This is a genomic window from Aeropyrum camini SY1 = JCM 12091 (genome assembly GCF_000591035.1).
GTDB classification, from domain to species: domain Archaea; phylum Thermoproteota; class Thermoprotei_A; order Sulfolobales; family Acidilobaceae; genus Aeropyrum; species Aeropyrum camini.
The window spans coordinates 93,622-109,875 of record NC_022521.1 but is presented as its reverse complement, the minus strand read 5'-3'; the positions used below and the strand labels follow the sequence as shown (position 1 = coordinate 109,875).

Genomic DNA, 16,254 nt, shown 5'->3' with positions numbered 1-16,254 from the left:
GCTCCAGCTCCCACTACATTACAAAACACTAAGTAGGCTGGAGGGTTTCCGCGGGCCCCGGCTTATCTAGCCGCCCTTCTTTTCTTTGAGCTTCTTAATGAGCACAGGTATAAACTTGTAGAGGTCAGCTACTACACCATAGTCAGCTTGCTTGAATATAGGTGCGTTCTTATCCTTGTTCACCGCCACGATTATCTTAGCGTTCTGCACTCCCGACATGTGCTGTGGGCTACCACTTATGCCTATCGCTATATAAAGCTTGGGCGCTACTCTCTTTCCGCTTATCCCTATCCAGTGATCCTCAGATAGCCATTTCAGATCAGCTGCTATCGGCCTGGTACATCCTATCTGGGCGTTGAGAAGCTCCGCTAGCTCGAACGCTAGCTTGAGGTCCTCCTTCGACTTGAAGCCTCGGCCGACACCAACTATTATCTCTGCCTCCTCAAGGTTAACACCTCCCATCTGTTTTGGCCGGGTCTCAACAACCCTCATTTCGGCTTGGGGGGGCTCAAGCTCGATAACCTTGGCCTCCCCTCCCTCAAGCCTTTCCTGCGGCTTAGTGAACCTAGTCAGATATAATATAATAGATGGCTTTGGTATCTCAGCCTCCATAACTGCCTTTTCGCTTAGGAAGCCCTTCCTAAATCTAACCCTCCCGTCTTCAACATTTAATGTTGACACGTCGGTGGCCATCGGGAGATCCAGCTTTCCAGCGACACGGGAGAGGGCATCTCTAAGGTTCTTATATGCTTCTCCAACTATGATATCTGGCTTTTCCTCGGCCACAAGCTTCTCAACTAACTGCGCTATGGCCTCCGGATTCGAGGTCCTCGAGCTGTAGATCTTCTCCGCGTATCCTGAGGCCCTGTCAGGCTCCTCAGCAGCGTTATGGACCGCCAGGAAAATGAGGTTTACATCGCCGAGGCTGCTTCTGACTCCTGTGGCTAGCTCGCCGAAGTCGCGGGGGTCATATGCGATGGCCAGTACCTTCACCACCCTCACCCCCTCACAGCTTTAGCACGCCCTCTCTTGTCAAAGCTTCAATCAGCTTCTCAGCAACCTCCTCTAGACTATCGCCCTCTATTATTTGTTGCTTCCTCTTTACCTGGATACCCCTAACCTCAACTATTTTTCTCATTGGCTTACCAACGTCTTCAAGGTCTGAGGCCTTGTATTCCGTGATCGGCTTCCTAGCTGCCCTCCTTATTTGGAGTAGTGTCGGCGGTCTGGGCTCGTTTATCTCCTGGGTTACGCTGACCACGACGGGAAGGCTAGCCTCCACAATCTCTATATAGTCTTCGAGATCCCTCTCAGCAACGATCCTACCATCATCTATGTCGAGCTTCCTCACGAAGCTTAGGTACCTGTATCCAAGTAGTGAGGCGAGCCTGCCTGGCACCTGGCTTGTCACCTCATCTATAGTAGCCTCGCCGGCCAGAATGATGTCAGGCTTTATACCATGCTTTTCCAGCGCCGCTTTAATAGCCTTCGCCGTAGTCGCCTGATCGCCTGGTGTGAGCTCGTCATCAGCCACAATTATAGCCTCGTCAACACCCTTTGCCAGAGCCTCCTGCACGGCGAGCCTAAGATCCTTAGCTCTAAGCTTCACCGGCCCCCATGTTAGTATTGAGACAGCGTAGAGCTTACCGCCCAGCTTCTCCTTCAGCCTTACAGCCTCCTCAACAGCGTTTCTGTCTATATCTGAGATCTTCAAGGGTATGGAGCTGAGGTCTACACTACCGTCAGGCCCTATCCGGGCCATGTCGGGGTTAAGGCTAGCTTTAACCAGTACGGCGATATCAGGCAAGACCGTCTACCCAATGTAACCTCCAAGCTAATAGCCACAGCTTAAATAGAAGAAGCTAGACCTCAGGCCCAGGATGTTACATAGGGTAAAATTATAACCTTAACTCTAAGGGGCTAGTAAGAGAACTTGAAGACTTGAACCTGCTTTATTCCCTTCACTTCGAGGACGCTATCAGGGTTGACCAGGCCCATCCTTACACCTATGGACACGCTCCTCTCGCCAGTGAGAACTACGATGTCAGCCTCTTTGATGGCTTTGATAGCGTCAGCCTCTGTTGCCAGACCCCCGCCGTAGAAGCCTCTACTTACAATTATCCTAACACCCCTCTCCTCGTCATATACAGCCCTATCCATAACATCCTCATCAGTAACAAGAGCCATCACAAGGCCCTCAGGCGTCTCAATCCTCCTTAGGTAGAACATTGACAATACCAGCCCCCACTAATCCTATCTAGAGAAGCCCCGGGGGATAAGGCTGTTAATTCTGCATCCTCATGTACACGTCCCTCTAAACTGATATTCTATTAGAGGCGCATCGGCGAGATCTACCGCCGCTACCAATGGGATATCTGCTCCCATCTATTAGTCACGGCGGGCCATCGGCTTCAAAGACTCTGGATAGCTACCTTTCTTATGGAGGGCTCTCGGGTTGCACCCGGGCTGAGGCTTTGGAGGTGCTATCCCGTTTATGAGGAGGCGCAGGATAGACGAATACATTCCCTCGAGGGGGCGGGGGTCTGAGGGCGGCTCGCTGGATGAGGACCTCAGTGTACAGTTAGCGGAGATCCGTGAGAGGATGTCAAGGATAGAGAAGAGGCTTGACGAGGTTGAGGGTCTGCTGAAGGCAATATTGAGGCTTCTAAAGTCGGGGAGTGACCGTGGGGTATCTAGGCGTGGGGGTAGCTTGGAGGATAGGGTTTTAGACGTGATAGGTAGGGATGGGTATCTGCTAGCTAGTGAGTCTAGGTCGAAGACCGGTCTAAGTCCTCCAGCTCTTGTGAGCTTAGCCAGAAACCTCGGCCTCATAGTTCTGGATGCGGGCGGGGACATAGCGGTCATGACGCCGGAGAGCTATAGCAGGTTTAGGAGTATGCTTAGGGAAGTGTCGACCAGCGACCCGGAGGAGGCGTCATCAAGGCTAGGCGAGTATGGAAGGCTCTTCCTACTCCTTCGGAGGAAAGGCTCTGTATACTATGATGTGAGGGAGGGGGGTTGGAGGCTTCTAGAGTAGGAGCATTCAAGGTGTGCTCTGGCCTGTGCTAGATGCAAGCATTAGCCTCATCTGCACCACGGTTTGGCTGATTGAAAGGCTTCTCTTGAATCATAGTCCATAACGGTCTCTTATCCGCCCCAGAATAGCCTAATGAGTATCGAGAAAATTTCATCCATCCTTCTGAGGCTATACTCTATAGCGAGGCCTGTTTCTGGCATAGCCAGAGCGTCTAAACCGCTCTCCGGCATCTCTCCCGCGGGGATGCCTGTTAGGGCTTCTACGAGAATATTTGGCGATAGAAGGATGGAGGCTAGGACTGCTGCAGCCACCATTACTGATAGAGCCCGGAGTGTAGTGTCTAGTCTACCAGTAACCATTATGTAGATCAGCCTCTTAATTATGTAGAATATAGCGATGAGGGGGAGCAGGGCTATTGCCTCGGCTAGAACCCAGTGTATCCAACCAACAAGCCCATAGGTTAGATCCCTCAGGAGACCTCTAACAAGGGGGGCTAGAAGTAGGGAGGCAAGCAGGGATGCCAGGTAAGAAGAGAGCCCCTCGAAGGAGCCTCTGACCTCTGCATCCAGGGCCTCTAACGCCTCTTCCTTGGCTATAGCCCTTGCAACTCTCCCCCCGCCCAGTAAGGCTAAGATATCAGTAAAAATGCGGGGGGCCATAAGGCCTACGAGGAATAGCGATGCAATCGCAGCGGCGAAATCCCATGCAGCTGTGGATCCCAGCGTTGCAGCAAGGAGTGCGACATCCCCCTGTAAAATTCTCTGGGCGATTAGCATGCCCGGTAGCCTGTCCAGTAGAATGTAGAGCAGGCCGATGACAGCTATGACGGTGGCGATAGGCATGATCTCTAAAAGAGCCGGAAGGAACTTTTCCCCGCCGCGTGTCTGCCCTAGTAGGTTCCATAGAGCATAAACCGTGAGCACTACTGCGGCCGTGTAGACGGGTAGTTTAGGGTCTAGCCATAGTATGGCGTCTGCTGCAGCCCATAACATCCCGGCAGCGAGAGAGTGGGCAGGGCTCACAACATATGCGAGGGCTAGCAATGCCGAGGCTGTGTTCACAAGAGTTCTCGTGATGGCCTCGAGGTCGACAAGCTTTATACCAGATACTGGGGGAGGGAGGCCGATCGAGTCTAGATAGTAATAGTGTAGATCCCTGAGCCACAAGGTAGCGGCGAGCCCTAGAATGGTTACGGCTATTCTTAGACGCCGCAACGTTCATTAAACCTCCACAAGGTATAACCCGTCTAAAGCTCCCAGCCCCTCTAGAGCACCCCTAGGGGCTACTACGATAGCGGGTGCACCCTCTTCCCTAGATAAAGCTGATATCGCAGCCGCGAAATCACCGACCCAGCTTTCCGGGCTGTATATAGCTAGGGCTAGTCCAAGCTCCAAAACGTCTCGGGGTGTTGTTATCCTTAGCTCGCGGAAGCCGTGTGAGTCGGGAAGCAGGACTCTATGTCTTACCCCTTCCTCCGCCAGCTTGAGGGATATGGTGTAGAGTCTCCTGGCTACGGCTGCGTAGGGCGAGTTATATATGGGTTTCCTATAGTGTTGGGGCTGAACAGCCAGTATTAGCTTGACGGGTTTTGAAGACTGTGCCCCCTCTGTCTCTCTGACGACAGGCAACCCCCTCCTGCTAGTTAGCTTCCACTCTATACTCCTCGGGTCATCCCCAGGCTGGTATTCTCTAAAGCTTCTATAGTCCAACCCCGAGCCCTGCACTCCACGGCCTAAAGCTCCTGGCTTAACCAGAACCCCGAGCTCCTCACGAAGATCCTCGGGCTCGGGCGAGGCTATAACCTCGGCCGCCGCATGCAAGCGTTTGGGCCTGAGGCTCCAGAGCCCCAAAGGGCTTCTCACATCCTCTATCCTAGCGGCGATCTTATACCTGCCGAACATAGGTTTGACAACTATTTTCACAAAAGACCTGGATAGGGGGCCCATACTGACTTCCACGTTGTTGGGCTCGACCCCGACGCCGTCCTCGGCCTCAAGAGCTATTCTGGCTACTAGGGGGATAGGCGTTCTATTCTCCACAAGCATAACACCTTCCCGCTTCTCCCCCTCCACCATGCTTCTCGGGACCTTCAGATTAATCCTAAGGCCAGCTATAAAAGCCTCTTCCACCCTGGAGGGAAGACTGCTTGCAATTGCAAGTCCACCCAGAACTATTCCGGCGGCTAAGAGATTGTTCTCCCCTGAGACGTAGTAGGAGGCTAAGAATGATGCAGCCGCAACTGCTGTTGCCTCGGCCACTGTCGGTCTTCTTAGTATAGTGTCTTCCCTTGTTATTGATTGGAGCCTAAGGCGGCGGAACCTTTTTGAGAACATCCTCCACCAAGCCCTCTACCGTGTATTTCGAGATGTACACTTTACGTAGCTTAATTCTATGGGGTAAGACTGCTCGTGCAGCCTCTTTAACGTCGTCCGGCGTAGTGAAGTCCCTCCCGCTCATCAGGGCTAAGGCGCGCGATAGTTTAAGTACGTGTATCCCAGCTCTAGGGCTAGCTCCTATCTCAACCTCCTCGAGCGTTCTGGTCTCCCTAACAATATCGGCAATATACTCTACTATCTTACGGTCGACGTATATCCTTCTGGCAGTGTCCTGAAGCCTCTTCAAGTCATCGGGGGCTGCGGCTGGCTTTACATTAAGATCCTCTACTTCATCACCCTTCTCTATAATCTTAACCTCCTCACTACGCGATGGGTATTCGAGTCTTATGCGGGCCATGAATCGGTCTAGTTGTGCTTCTGGTAGTGGGTAGACTCCCTCGAGCTCTATGGGGTTCATTGTGGCGAGTACTATGAAGGGGTTGGGGAGCCTGTGGGTCTCACCCCAAACAGTAACCTGCCCCTCCTGCATAGCCTCCAAGAAAGCACTCTGGGTACGAGGGTTAGCACGGTTAACCTCATCAGCAAGAACAACATTAGCAAAAACAGGACCACGCCTAAAAACGAACCCGTTTCCAACGAAGACGTGGGTTCCAATCACGTCACTGGGTAGGGTGTCAGGGGTGAACTGTATCCTGGAGAACCTAAGCCCGAAAGCCCCTGCCAGGGCTTTCGCCAGGGTTGTCTTCGCAACCCCAGGGACACCCTCCACTAGCAGGTGGCCTCTAGCTATCATTGTCGCTAGAGCTAGCTTAACCTCTTTATCCTTACCTATTACGAACCTCCCGATCTCCCTTCTAACTCTATCCAGTATCTCGAGGCTCCACCCGAGCTCGGCCTGAGTAACCCTCTCCAAACTAGGCTACCCCGCTTGCCTCCTCCTACCCTTAATGAATAGTGGTAGGACGGCCAATAAGAAGAGGGCCACACTCCCTACAAAAGCGGGTTTCAAGGGCGTCTCTCCTATAAACGCCCTTATTCCACCCTCCAGGGATGCGTAGAGATCGGCCGCCGCCGTCAGAAGCACCGAGGGGGCCAGCAACACGGCTATATTCACTCTATCCCTCTCTGAGATATATAGTTCCTGGAGGAAGACGACAGTAGCGTTATCCTCGGGGGCCGCCTTATCCATAACAAGAGAAGCCATCTTCCTATAGCCCTCGCCCCTCGAGTAGTAGTTGTTGAGGAACATTGTAGAGTCGCCTATAACTATAAGCCTATCCTCATCCCCACAGACACCTCCCAGGGAGTACCAGAACCCCTTGACCTCGCCGAGGGAGGGCCATGCATAGAGGAACACTTCCTCCCCTCCCGGCGGCTTAGAGGCGTATGATATTCCTCCGTACTTCTCTATCACCAGAGGCGAAGCAAAGCCGGTCAGAACGCTTACACTACCGTCTGAGGAGGATACTATCAGAGATTCAGCCGGCTCAACCTCGCCTAGACTGTAGTAGAGCCAGCCGCAGAAAGAGGTTTGGAGGATCCTCCATTCTACAGAGTCCAGGGGTATGAGCGGCTGTTCGTCGGCATATATCAGGGAGACCTTATTCTCGCCGTTTTTGGCGAGAATCTTTAGCAGCCTGGATAGGACGTCGGCTCTCATGCTATCCGCACCAATAACCATGACTACTATCCTTTCCTCCATGGTGGTGGAGAGTAGTCTGGCAACGTCATCTACCTCAGGCAGGATTAAAATCTTGTAACCCATGTTTTCTAGGGAGGATGCAAACTCAGAAGCCCCCAGTGGGCCATCGTTATAGGGCAGGGGGGCGTCGCTTGGAGTGGCGATGCTTAGGACTATGGCTCTCGGCCTTATCTCCATGCTGCCTAAGATTGCTATGATTATTACAAGCGTCGCCAGCACTCGCTTGTCAATCACCCGCCTCGACCTCTAGACCTAAGGGCTTCCACACTCCTAATACACTCCTCCAACTCGCCCGTAGAAGGCTCCCATCCTCCATAACGGTGTCTCTCGTAGAGCGAGGTTATGTATCTCATGGCGTACACCTGCTCGGCTTCGAGGCTCCCCTCTACACGGGCTAGGAACTCCCTCGGAGTCTCCCACGGCTCTCTCTTGAGGCCCATGTCTTTAAGCACCTGTAGTGCCTCCCTAAAGCACGACTCCACAGCCCCCTCTACACTATAGCCCCTCGACAGGACTAGACGGGACACTATGGCGCGGCGCAAGTCTGGTGCGTAAGCTGCCGCCAAAGCTATCGTGCCAAATACCAAAACCGCCGCAATGACCAGGCCAAGGCTGCTCCCGGCTCTCTCAATAGGCGACACCGGAACAAGTACCTCTCCGCCCTCAAGCCCGTCACCAGCAGAGGCGCTAGGGAGGTTTAGTCTAAGCGCTTCTGCTATCCTCGCGAAATCTTCATATGTAATCCCCAGTCTTCCTATCGGCGAGGCTACGATTGCAGCGGTGTTGCTGTCATCGGCAATCCCGCTGTGAGGAATCGAAGCTCCTCTACCGCCCGCCCCAGGATACTCTGGATTCGTAAGGCGCGATGCTAGCTCCCTCAATAGGGAGGAGATGTCTATTATGCTATTTCCACCTCCCCCTCTCTCGTTATCCTCTGGCTCGACTTCGGCCTGGGGGCTTGCTATTCCTCTGCCGTAACTCTGTTTTACCTCATCTGGAAGCAGTTCATCTCTAATCTTATCCTCTATATTCGGCCTCCCAGGACCCACATTCACACTGCCTGGGAGTTCTCCTCTAGGGGTTGCTAAGACCACGCGGCTGCTGACAGGGAAAAGGACTACAGTCTGGTCGTCTATGATAACGGCGTTAACCAGCGTTAGGAGAACATGGCTGGCCGGCCCGATAAGAGTGAAGCTAGGCTCCCCTCCAGCGTCTGATAGGGCTACTGCAATAGTTGTTGACGCGTAGGGCTTGTCCTCGTCGAGGCCGTAGGCGAGCATGAAGATCTCGAGGCCCTCCACGACATTTTTAGCCTTGTCTAAGACTGATTCAGCCTCGGGAGAATAGTTCTCCGGTAGTCTTGAGAGAGTCTCTGAAGCTGCCAGCATGGCAACGGCCACTCCGAGGTCCTCATTCCCAATAGTCGAGCCCTGGGAGGCCAGGGTTTCTGCCAGCAAGTTAGACAGCACACGGGAGAGCTGCCAGGAAAGGACAACGTACTCTTCATAAGTGAGAGTAGGTATCAGGCCTGCGTCTAGCAAGCTCGATATAGGGTCCTTAAGGTCGGGAGGGTGCCTAATACTTGGACTGGCCTTCTGTGCATGGGCAGCTGGTGCTATTATTGATAGCATTATGATTAAAGCCAGGATTAGAGGCCATGATGCGTTGAACCATGCTCCGAACCGTCTTCCACCCATCACTCCTAAAACACCGCCACCGGACGTAGAGACTGCTGGCAAAGGTGTTCCGGGGTAACCCCGCACCTTATTTATTAATAAAGGGTATGGCCCGCCATTTATCTTAATGCCTCCCTCTTAGTTATCTACGGACATCTCTACTCTATAAGACCTATCTCCGCTGCTTTGGCGGCGACCAGCCTTGCGGTGTAGAGGGATAGGATCTTGGGGTAAAGCCTAGAACCCAGCTTTATAAGGAGAGGAATTTCGATCTTAGCCCCAGCTGCTTTTGGATGTCCTCCCCCTCCGAGGGCCCTGGCTATTGGCTGCACGTTAATCTTCCTGCTCCTAAGGCTTAAGCCTCCGTCGCTCCTCACTATCACGGCTATGTCTGCGGCATATCGATGGAGTAGCAGGGCCCCGATCATGCTGCTGCTTGGAGGTCCCCTGAAGTTTTTGTATGTGGAAGCTATCCTTAGGGCGTTACGCTCCAGTCTGACCGCGTTTCTAATGGCCATCGTGTATCCCTTAAGCTCATCGTTAACATAGTCCTCAAGCTTAGCCTCCAGCTCTTCGTCCCACATGGTTCCTGAGGCGAATTTCGCGAGGACCTTGTGTTTCCACTCCATCTCCAGGTTGCGCTCTCCGACAACGCGGAATAGTTTCCCGCTGAGAGGATGGGTCCAACGCCAGAGGTCGGCGCTACACACTGCGTCTACAAACGCCTCTATGAAACGGTCTCCACTGTCGGGTGTTAAATATCGTGCTACAACTCCGGCTGCACAAGTGGAGTTGTCGACGGTTACTTCGACGCCCGCTTTCCTAAGCATATCTAGCTCATAGTCGCTCCAAACGTGGTGGTCGAACCACTTCACCGTGACACCTCTAGTAATAGCTGATGCAAGTAGCTCTGCTGCCTTTGGCAGCGACTCCCTATTGGCACCTAGATCGCTTATTACCACCAGATCGCCCTTTTCAAGATGGTCTAGAATATCTTCTATAGCGTTGTGAACGTTGTAGGGCTCCGCGAAAACTACGGTATAGCCCCCCTCTACCCTGCCTAACAGCCTTACAGCTACAGCCCCTGCGCCTATGCCGTCGAGGTCGGTATGTGTTATTATGTAGAGGTGGTTAAACTCGTCTCCCACTCCTAGACACCCTCTCTCCTGGCCTCATCCTCAACGGCGGGCTTGAGCTTGCTATACGTCTCCTCCAGCGCCTCCGGGATAACCTTAGTCCCCCCGATGGTAAGCATGAAGTTGGAGTCGCCTCTCCACCTAGGTACAACATGAATGTGGAAATGACCCGCAATACCCGCACCAGCCGCCTCGCCTATGTTAACCCCTATGTTGAAACCGTGTGGAGTGTAGACCCGCTTAAGAGCCCTCACAGCCGCCCTGACGAGCTTCGCCATCTCGACAACCTCGTCAATGGAAAGATCCTCAACCTCAGCCACATGCCTATAGGGAGTCACCATTAGATGTCCACTATTGTATGGATACTTGTTTAAGATGACGTAGGAGAACCTGCCCCTATAGACTATCAGGGCCTTGGCATCATCTCCTAAAGAGGGTGCCTCGCAGAAAACACAGCCCTCCCCCCTCCCAGCCTGCTTGATATATCTGATTCTCCACGGCGCCCAGAGGATGCTGTACCACCGCTTCACCCATTCGCCTCCCGCCAAAAGGCTAGACACCCCCAACCATTAGAGCGGTAACATGGACTGTTTAAATCATGGCTACCTATCCTAGGCAGCTAGGACTTCTGCAACGATATAGGCTAGGTAGCCGAGGGCTATGAAGGCTACCAGGGGGATCCCGGGCTCCGCCCTAACTCTGCCTCCCCCTAGTGCTGCAAGAGCGGGCGGGTCAGCGTCTAGCCGGCAACCCTGGAATAGTTTCTCGACTGCCTCACCTCTTGCGGATGGTATCCACCATTTGAAGCGGGGGTTGAAGGCGAGGTCCTCGGGTGTAACCACCCCCCGGTTTAGCCTCAGCCTCGCGTATGATAGTATGATGTACGCAACAGCTGGAGGCGTTGCTGCCAATAGCGAGGCAGCGAGCGGCGGTATTGGGAGGCTCGGCGAGTATGGAGAGGCGAGAGCTATAAGTGTAAAAGCCGCTACATCAGAGCCGCCTAGCATGCACATCTTATACAGCAATATCGAAACGGCCACCAGTAAGAGGGTGAAGCCTAATTGTAGCGTCACTTTAGAAGGTGCAGCGGGGACGCCTCCCTGGAGGTAGAGGGAGGCGGCTACCGTTAGGAGCACTATTTTGAGTGATATATACCAGTAGGCAGGCTCTATCTCCCTCCATAGGAGATCCATTATCCCAGCCACAGCTAGGAGTAGCGATGCCGCAGCAGCTGGGAGAATAAGGGGGGTAAAAACTATGTCGAGGCCGGGAGCGACCCCCAACACCCCTTGGGCGAGCCGTGTTCATGTTACTCGGGGTCCCTTATGCCCCACTCGGTTATGGCGAAGACGGTCTCCCCCTCTGGGAGATGGGGAGCGTCTACCACTCTCGCTATCCTCTTGTTACCCCTGCTCTTCTTTAAATACACCCTAACGCCTGGGGCATGGCCGAGCACGTGTCCTCCAACAGCCTGTGTTGGGTCGCCGTAGAACACATCTGGCCTGGCCATAACCTGGTTGGTTATAACAACTGCAACGTTAAATATGTCGGCCAGCCTCATGAGCTGGTGTAGGTGCCTGTTAAGCAGTTGCTGCCTCATAGCAAGGTTCTCCCTACCTGGGAATTCTGCCCTGAAGTGGCTCGTGACGGAGTCGACTACAACCAGCTTTATATTATCGTTTTTCACCATGGTGAAAAGCTTGTCGACGATCGCTATCTGGTGGTGGCTGTTTATAGCCCTTATCCAGTAAATGTTCTTCATAACCTCGTCCGGGTCAAGCCCAACGCCCCTGGCCATCTGCTCTATCCTCTCCCACCTGAAGGTTCCCTCTGTGTCTATGTATACAGCCTTCCCCTCCAGACCCCCCTTATCCTCTGGAAGCTGTACATTCACGGACAGCTGGTGGCATATCTGGGTCTTCCCGCTTCCGAACTCCCCGAAGAGCTCTGTGATAGTCTTAGTCTCTATGCCGCCTCCCAGCAGCTCGTCGAGGTTTCTGCTCCCGGTTGTTATCTTTTTAATGTTCATGCTCTCCAGCTTCAGATCGTAAGCTGTCTTAAAATCGATGTTAAGAGCTTCTCTGGCGGCGTCGACAATCTTTTGCGCGGTTAGTATAGGTATGCCTGTCGCCTGGCTTATCTCCTGGGGTGTAGCGGCTGCTATAGCCTCTAGAGTAGTGAAGCCCGCCTCCATTAGTTTCTGGGCTGTTGTGGGGCCGACACCTGGAAGATCCGTTATGTCTTTTATCTCCTTCCTCTCCTCACCCATATTTTTCAATCCCCTAATCAATAAACCCCTATTATGGAAGCTTAAAAACCCTGAGGGGTTTAGGCACCCGGAGGCCCCGGGGGTGTCCGATAGTATTCCTAGCAGGGCCAGAGTTTTTAGGGGTGCTGCAGCCCTGCTCGAAGCGCATTTATGAGGCGAGGGGCTAAAGTCCTCTTTTGGAGGATTCGGCGGGTTGAGGCTGCTCTACCTCCATGCAGACAATTTCGGATATAAGACTGTGAAACCCGCTCTCAAGAACCCCCCAGACCCGCCTGGCGAGGCGTCTTTCGGAGAGGCTCTCGTTGTCTTTGCAACAGTAGAAGATGGTGATGGACCTGGCGCTGTGGAATCTGCCGCCTCCGACATAGCATTACACTCGTCAAGGCTTAAGGTAGGGCTTGTCGTTATCTACCCTTACGCCCACCTCTCGAGCAGGCTCGCGAAGCCCCGGACAGCTCATAGGATGCTTGTAGAACTTGAGAGGGCTCTTAGAGAGAAGTTCTCGGGGGAAATTCATAGAGCACCCTTCGGCTGGTACAAATCGTTCACTATATCATGCAAGGGACACCCTCTCGCGGAGCTCTCGCGGAGCTTTACAGAAACAGAGCCTGACGAGCCCTGGCCAGCCGCCAGCGATCTTACCAAGGGCGTATCGGGCGAGGTCCTCTCCAGAACCGGCCTCTCTGGAGGCGGCAGCCTATCACCCGCATCATGGTCGATAGATGTTCACAAGCATCTGGCCGAGGAAGCTATGGGACCCGTAGAGAACCTTGGTTTTGGGGAGAGCTTGGGAGAGGCGTATTCAGCCTGCATCTCCTCCCAAACGTCTATAATCGTGCTTGGCCCCAAACCCCCCAGTATGGTGTTTGGCCCTATAGAAACTGATCCTCGGGAGGCGGTTTCGAGGATTCTAGCTATAATTTCCCCCCAGCTCAAGGAGGAGCGCCCTACCCTAGAGGAAGACCCTGGAGGTTTTGTTAAGGCGTTAACACAAGAGGGGGAGCGGCTTCCTATAGCTGTCGCTAGGGAAGGGAGAGTATGCCTAGGCCCTACTCTCTCCCTCTTCAAGCTCGCAGTATCCCTCCTGGTTAGGAGAGCTAGGGATGAGGGTGTCACTCCTTACCTAAACCCGTCGATAACCCCTGTGCAGTCGGCCGTGATACCGGTTGAGCCGGATAATGAAAGCTACGCCCTCAAGGTGGCCAGGGATCTAGTCGCTTTAGGGTTGAGGGTCTCGCTCGTCAAAGGGGGAGGCCTGGGACGGAGGGTGCGGGAGGCTGGCAGGAGCTGGGCAAGCCTGATCGTAGTTACAGGGAGGCGTGAGGAGGAAACCGGGACAGTAGTTGTCAGGCGAAGGTGGGAGCCTGGGAAACAGGAAGTTTTAACTTTAGAGGAGTTTTTGTCTGAAGCTAGAGAGCTAGCTGTCGGCGGTCGTGGCAACCTATACCACACAACACTCTAACTCCCGGCCTTAAGCTCCGCCATACCCATCTAGGGCTCTCGGCCCACTGTTGTGTGGAAAGTGTTCTCCCTACAGTATGGGCAGAAGTGGTAGAGCCTCCCAATCTCGTTAAGCCTGAAGCTGACGGGCAGAACCCACTCTCTACCGCACTGGCTACACTTTAGTATCCAGCCTGTCAACCTCTGGTAACACCCGGGGTTATGTAGGATTGAGGGTCTGCACCCTTATATTGGGAGCTACTCGTTCTACACTTTCTTCTCCAGCTTCTCCGCGAGTAGATAGGCTTTCTCGAGGACTATCTTGACTCTTGGTATGAAGAGGTGGCGTAGCTTGTAGGCCACCGTTAGAGGCATTGACCCCCTCATACTCTCGCTGTATCCACAGATGTCGCATTTCATAGAGTACACTATTTTGACGTAAAGACCGTCATCACTCCTCTCACTCCGTATGCTATAGGTGTACACTGCTGATGGTGCTGAGCATCTGGGGCATATTGTTATGTCTGTCAAGTGCTCGTTTAGTGCATACCCCATATCCATTGACACCCCGGAGCTCTGCCTCGCCGCCCTAGCGCCCATAACAACCATGAATTCAGGTAGAGGGATTAGGGTATATAGGGGAGTCTAGTGCCCGCCCCGCTCCACTCTACCTCCTCTTATCAGCCCCCTTCTGACCAGCTCGCGCAGTACCCTCCTGAGAACCCTCCTAACCTTCCCCCGCCTCTCGACGCTTCCAAACAGTCTTACAGCCGTCGACCTTATACTGTTAGTCCTGGTTAGGTCTTCTAGCACCCTCCGCTCATCCTCATCTAGAGAGTCTCCAAGGTATCTGAGCCCCAGCCTGGCGATGTCCGCTGGCTCCAGCCCCAGGTAGGGGTCTCTTAGGTCTAGCTCGTCGAACCTCTGCTTAACTCTAAGATGGATTATGGTTACTGGGGTGTCGGGCTCCAGCCCCTGCCCATACATCTTTTCCAGGCTCTTTATGAGGTCTTCTACTCTGTTGAAGCCGTCACGCCTTGCATCACTAAGCGTCAGCTCGGCTACCTTCTTTACCTGCACGTCAACAATCTCAGCCTTTGCTAATGGCCTGCCGTGGCCGTGGATAATAACTTCTCTGTACCTGGGCTTAACTATACCAAGCCTTATTGTGGTGGTCTTCGTACCCTCGAGCAGCTTGTCGGCGTACACTCCCTTGATCATTATGTGCCTACCTAGGTACTGTACCCTACCCCTCCTTCCGCTGTTCCCCATTGCTTACCAGCCCTTAGAGACGACGGTGAGCCTAGGCCTCTATGCATTAATGGATTAATCAGGAGCACTTTACTCTTACCAAAATGGGTGTTGGTTTTGGGGGTCAACCTTAGAGAGCTAATACCTCCCGAGGCCAGGAGGGAGGTGGAGCTAAGGGCCCTCTCGGGCTATGTCCTCGCGCTGGACGCCTACAACATGCTATACCAGTTCCTCACTGCTATAAGACAGCCCGACGGCACGCCCCTGATGGATAGGGAGGGGAGGGTTACTAGCCACCTCAGCGGCCTATTCTATAGGACCATAAATCTCGTGGAGGAGGGTGTAAAGCCAGTCTACGTCTTCGACGGGAAACCGCCTGAGATGAAGAGTAGGGAGGTTGAGGAGAGGCTTCGCAGGAAGGCTGAGGCCGAGGCCAGGTATAGGAGGGCCGTTGAGGCTGGGGCTGTGGAGGAGGCTAGGAAGTACGCCATGATGTCTGCAAGGCTTACGAGCGAGATGGTTGAGGAGTCTAAGGAGCTGCTCGACGCTATGGGGATACCGTGGGTTCAAGCCCCGGCTGAGGGGGAGGCGCAGGCCGCCTACATGGCGAGGAAGGGTGATGCATGGGCGACGGGGAGCCAAGACTACGATAGCCTTCTGTTTGGCTCGCCTAGGCTTGTGAGAAACCTTGCCATAACAGGGCGTAGGAAGCTCCCTGGCAAGGATCAGTACATCGAGATTAAGCCCGAGATAATAGAGCTCGAGGTTCTGCTCAGAAAGCTTGGTATAACTCGGGAGCAGTTGATAGTTCTTGGGGTACTTCTCGGAACAGACTACAACCCTGGTGGCGTCAGGGGGTATGGCCCCAAGACTGCTCTCAGGCTCGTCAAGAGCCTGGTGGATCCGATGAAAGTGCTGGCTTCAGTCCCCCGGGGGGAGTATGACCCGGATTATCTTAGAAAGGTGTATGAGTACTTCTTGAACCCGCCTGTAAACGATAATTACAATATAGAGTTTAGGAAGCCCGATCGGGACAAGGTTAAGGAGATTCTTGTTGAGCGGCACGACTTCAATCCCGAAAGGGTGGAGAGGGCCTTCGAGAGGCTGGCTAAGGCGTATAGGGAGAAGCTTAGGAGTAGGCAGTCGAGGCTTGACATGTGGTTCGGCTAGCCGCTGGCTGCACGCGGCATATTAATTAGCCTTGGCCCTATGTAGGTAGCCGTGGGGGTGTAGACGAGGCATGCCGATAACCGACCCTGAGCTTGTGGCTATATTTGAGAAGAGGGTGTTGAACAAGAAGGTTTGTAGGAGGTGTGGAGCCCTAAACCCCATGTCAGCCACCAAGTGCAGGCGCTGCAGGAGCAAGAACCTAAGGCCTAAGAAGAAGAAGTAGACCCCAAACTCATG

At 53.6% G+C, this 16,254-nt stretch carries 19 protein-coding genes; 4 read left to right on the top strand and 15 right to left on the bottom strand.

Going from position 1 to position 16,254, the window contains the following annotated elements; all coding sequences use genetic code 11:
• Positions 1–66: 66 nt before the first annotated feature.
• The 3 genes from ACAM_RS00515 to ACAM_RS00505 all read right to left on the bottom strand — a co-directional run bounded on the left by ACAM_RS00515 (position 67) and on the right by ACAM_RS00505 (position 2,229).
• Entirely contained in the window at positions 67–993 is a 927-nt protein-coding gene (locus tag ACAM_RS00515; RefSeq protein ID WP_022540854.1) for an electron transfer flavoprotein subunit alpha/FixB family protein, read from the bottom strand.
• Between the two features lie 13 nt (positions 994–1,006).
• On the bottom strand, positions 1,007–1,807 hold the full coding sequence (locus ACAM_RS00510; protein WP_022540853.1) for an electron transfer flavoprotein subunit beta/FixA family protein: 801 nt from the start codon (positions 1,805–1,807) through the stop codon (positions 1,007–1,009).
• A 113-nt stretch (positions 1,808–1,920) separates the two neighbouring features.
• Positions 1,921–2,229, bottom strand: coding sequence for a DUF424 domain-containing protein (locus tag ACAM_RS00505; protein ID WP_062662062.1), 309 nt, complete (start codon positions 2,227–2,229; stop codon positions 1,921–1,923).
• Between the two features lie 265 nt (positions 2,230–2,494).
• Here ACAM_RS00505 and ACAM_RS00500 point away from each other — a divergent pair, with 265 nt between their 5' ends.
• A complete protein-coding gene (locus ACAM_RS00500) occupies positions 2,495–3,037 on the top strand; it encodes a hypothetical protein (RefSeq protein WP_022540851.1) in 543 nt (180 codons plus the stop codon).
• Between the two features lie 110 nt (positions 3,038–3,147).
• Here ACAM_RS00500 and ACAM_RS00495 read toward each other — a convergent pair whose 3' ends face one another.
• The 9 genes from ACAM_RS00495 to radA all read right to left on the bottom strand — a co-directional run bounded on the left by ACAM_RS00495 (position 3,148) and on the right by radA (position 12,156).
• The gene (locus ACAM_RS00495) at positions 3,148–4,251 is read right to left on the bottom strand and encodes a hypothetical protein (RefSeq protein ID WP_022540850.1); all 1,104 of its coding nucleotides are present in this window, start codon (positions 4,249–4,251) and stop codon (positions 3,148–3,150) included.
• 6 nt (positions 4,252–4,257) lie between these two features.
• Entirely contained in the window at positions 4,258–5,370 is a 1,113-nt protein-coding gene (locus tag ACAM_RS00490; RefSeq protein WP_022540849.1) for a DUF58 domain-containing protein, read from the bottom strand.
• Positions 5,342–6,286, bottom strand: coding sequence for an AAA family ATPase (locus ACAM_RS00485; RefSeq protein ID WP_022540848.1), 945 nt, complete (start codon positions 6,284–6,286; stop codon positions 5,342–5,344). Before ACAM_RS00485 ends, ACAM_RS00490 begins: the two co-directional genes overlap by 29 nt.
• Before the next feature lie 6 nt (positions 6,287–6,292).
• Complete coding sequence (locus ACAM_RS00480; protein WP_148706306.1) at positions 6,293–7,309, bottom strand: hypothetical protein; 1,017 nt, start codon at positions 7,307–7,309, stop codon at positions 6,293–6,295.
• Positions 7,306–8,772: a DUF4129 domain-containing protein gene (locus ACAM_RS00475; RefSeq protein ID WP_022540846.1), complete on the bottom strand. Its 1,467-nt coding sequence runs from the start codon at positions 8,770–8,772 to the stop codon at positions 7,306–7,308. The genes ACAM_RS00480 and ACAM_RS00475 overlap by 4 nt, the downstream gene beginning before the upstream one ends.
• Positions 8,773–8,909: 137 nt before the next feature.
• Positions 8,910–9,899 carry a DHH family phosphoesterase gene (locus tag ACAM_RS00470; RefSeq protein ID WP_022540845.1) on the bottom strand — a complete coding sequence of 330 codons (990 nt, stop codon included), beginning with the start codon at positions 9,897–9,899 and terminating at the stop codon, positions 8,910–8,912.
• Positions 9,900–9,901: 2 nt separating this feature from the next.
• Positions 9,902–10,435: an HIT family protein gene (locus ACAM_RS00465; RefSeq protein WP_022540844.1), complete on the bottom strand. Its 534-nt coding sequence runs from the start codon at positions 10,433–10,435 to the stop codon at positions 9,902–9,904.
• 63 nt (positions 10,436–10,498) lie between these two features.
• Entirely contained in the window at positions 10,499–11,170 is a 672-nt protein-coding gene (locus ACAM_RS00460; RefSeq protein ID WP_022540843.1) for a hypothetical protein, read from the bottom strand.
• Positions 11,171–11,196: 26 nt separating this feature from the next.
• Positions 11,197–12,156: a DNA repair and recombination protein RadA gene (gene radA / locus ACAM_RS00455; protein ID WP_022540842.1), complete on the bottom strand. Its 960-nt coding sequence runs from the start codon at positions 12,154–12,156 to the stop codon at positions 11,197–11,199.
• 193 nt (positions 12,157–12,349) lie between these two features.
• On the opposite strand from radA, the gene ACAM_RS00450 reads away from it, so the two are divergent.
• Positions 12,350–13,618 (top strand): threonyl-tRNA synthetase editing domain-containing protein, encoded by a 1,269-nt coding sequence (locus ACAM_RS00450; RefSeq protein ID WP_022540841.1) that lies wholly within the window; start codon positions 12,350–12,352, stop codon positions 13,616–13,618.
• A gap of 29 nt (positions 13,619–13,647) precedes the next feature.
• Here the strand turns inward: ACAM_RS00450 and ACAM_RS08385 are convergent, their stop codons facing one another.
• From ACAM_RS08385 to ACAM_RS00440, 3 genes are all read right to left on the bottom strand, one after another.
• Positions 13,648–13,797 (bottom strand): formamidopyrimidine-DNA glycosylase, encoded by a 150-nt coding sequence (locus ACAM_RS08385; protein WP_022540840.1) that lies wholly within the window; start codon positions 13,795–13,797, stop codon positions 13,648–13,650.
• A gap of 66 nt (positions 13,798–13,863) precedes the next feature.
• The gene (locus tag ACAM_RS00445) at positions 13,864–14,151 is read right to left on the bottom strand and encodes a hypothetical protein (RefSeq protein WP_148706305.1); all 288 of its coding nucleotides are present in this window, start codon (positions 14,149–14,151) and stop codon (positions 13,864–13,866) included.
• 90 nt (positions 14,152–14,241) lie between these two features.
• Positions 14,242–14,868 (bottom strand): ASCH domain-containing protein, encoded by a 627-nt coding sequence (locus tag ACAM_RS00440; protein WP_022540838.1) that lies wholly within the window; start codon positions 14,866–14,868, stop codon positions 14,242–14,244.
• A 96-nt stretch (positions 14,869–14,964) separates the two neighbouring features.
• Here ACAM_RS00440 and fen point away from each other — a divergent pair, with 96 nt between their 5' ends.
• Together fen and ACAM_RS00430 are read left to right on the top strand one after the other, a co-directional pair.
• Positions 14,965–16,017 (top strand): flap endonuclease-1, encoded by a 1,053-nt coding sequence (gene fen, locus ACAM_RS00435; RefSeq protein ID WP_022540837.1) that lies wholly within the window; start codon positions 14,965–14,967, stop codon positions 16,015–16,017.
• A 70-nt stretch (positions 16,018–16,087) separates the two neighbouring features.
• Positions 16,088–16,240, top strand: coding sequence for a 50S ribosomal protein L40e (locus ACAM_RS00430; protein ID WP_010865498.1), 153 nt, complete (start codon positions 16,088–16,090; stop codon positions 16,238–16,240).
• The last annotated feature ends 14 nt before the right edge of the window (positions 16,241–16,254 follow it).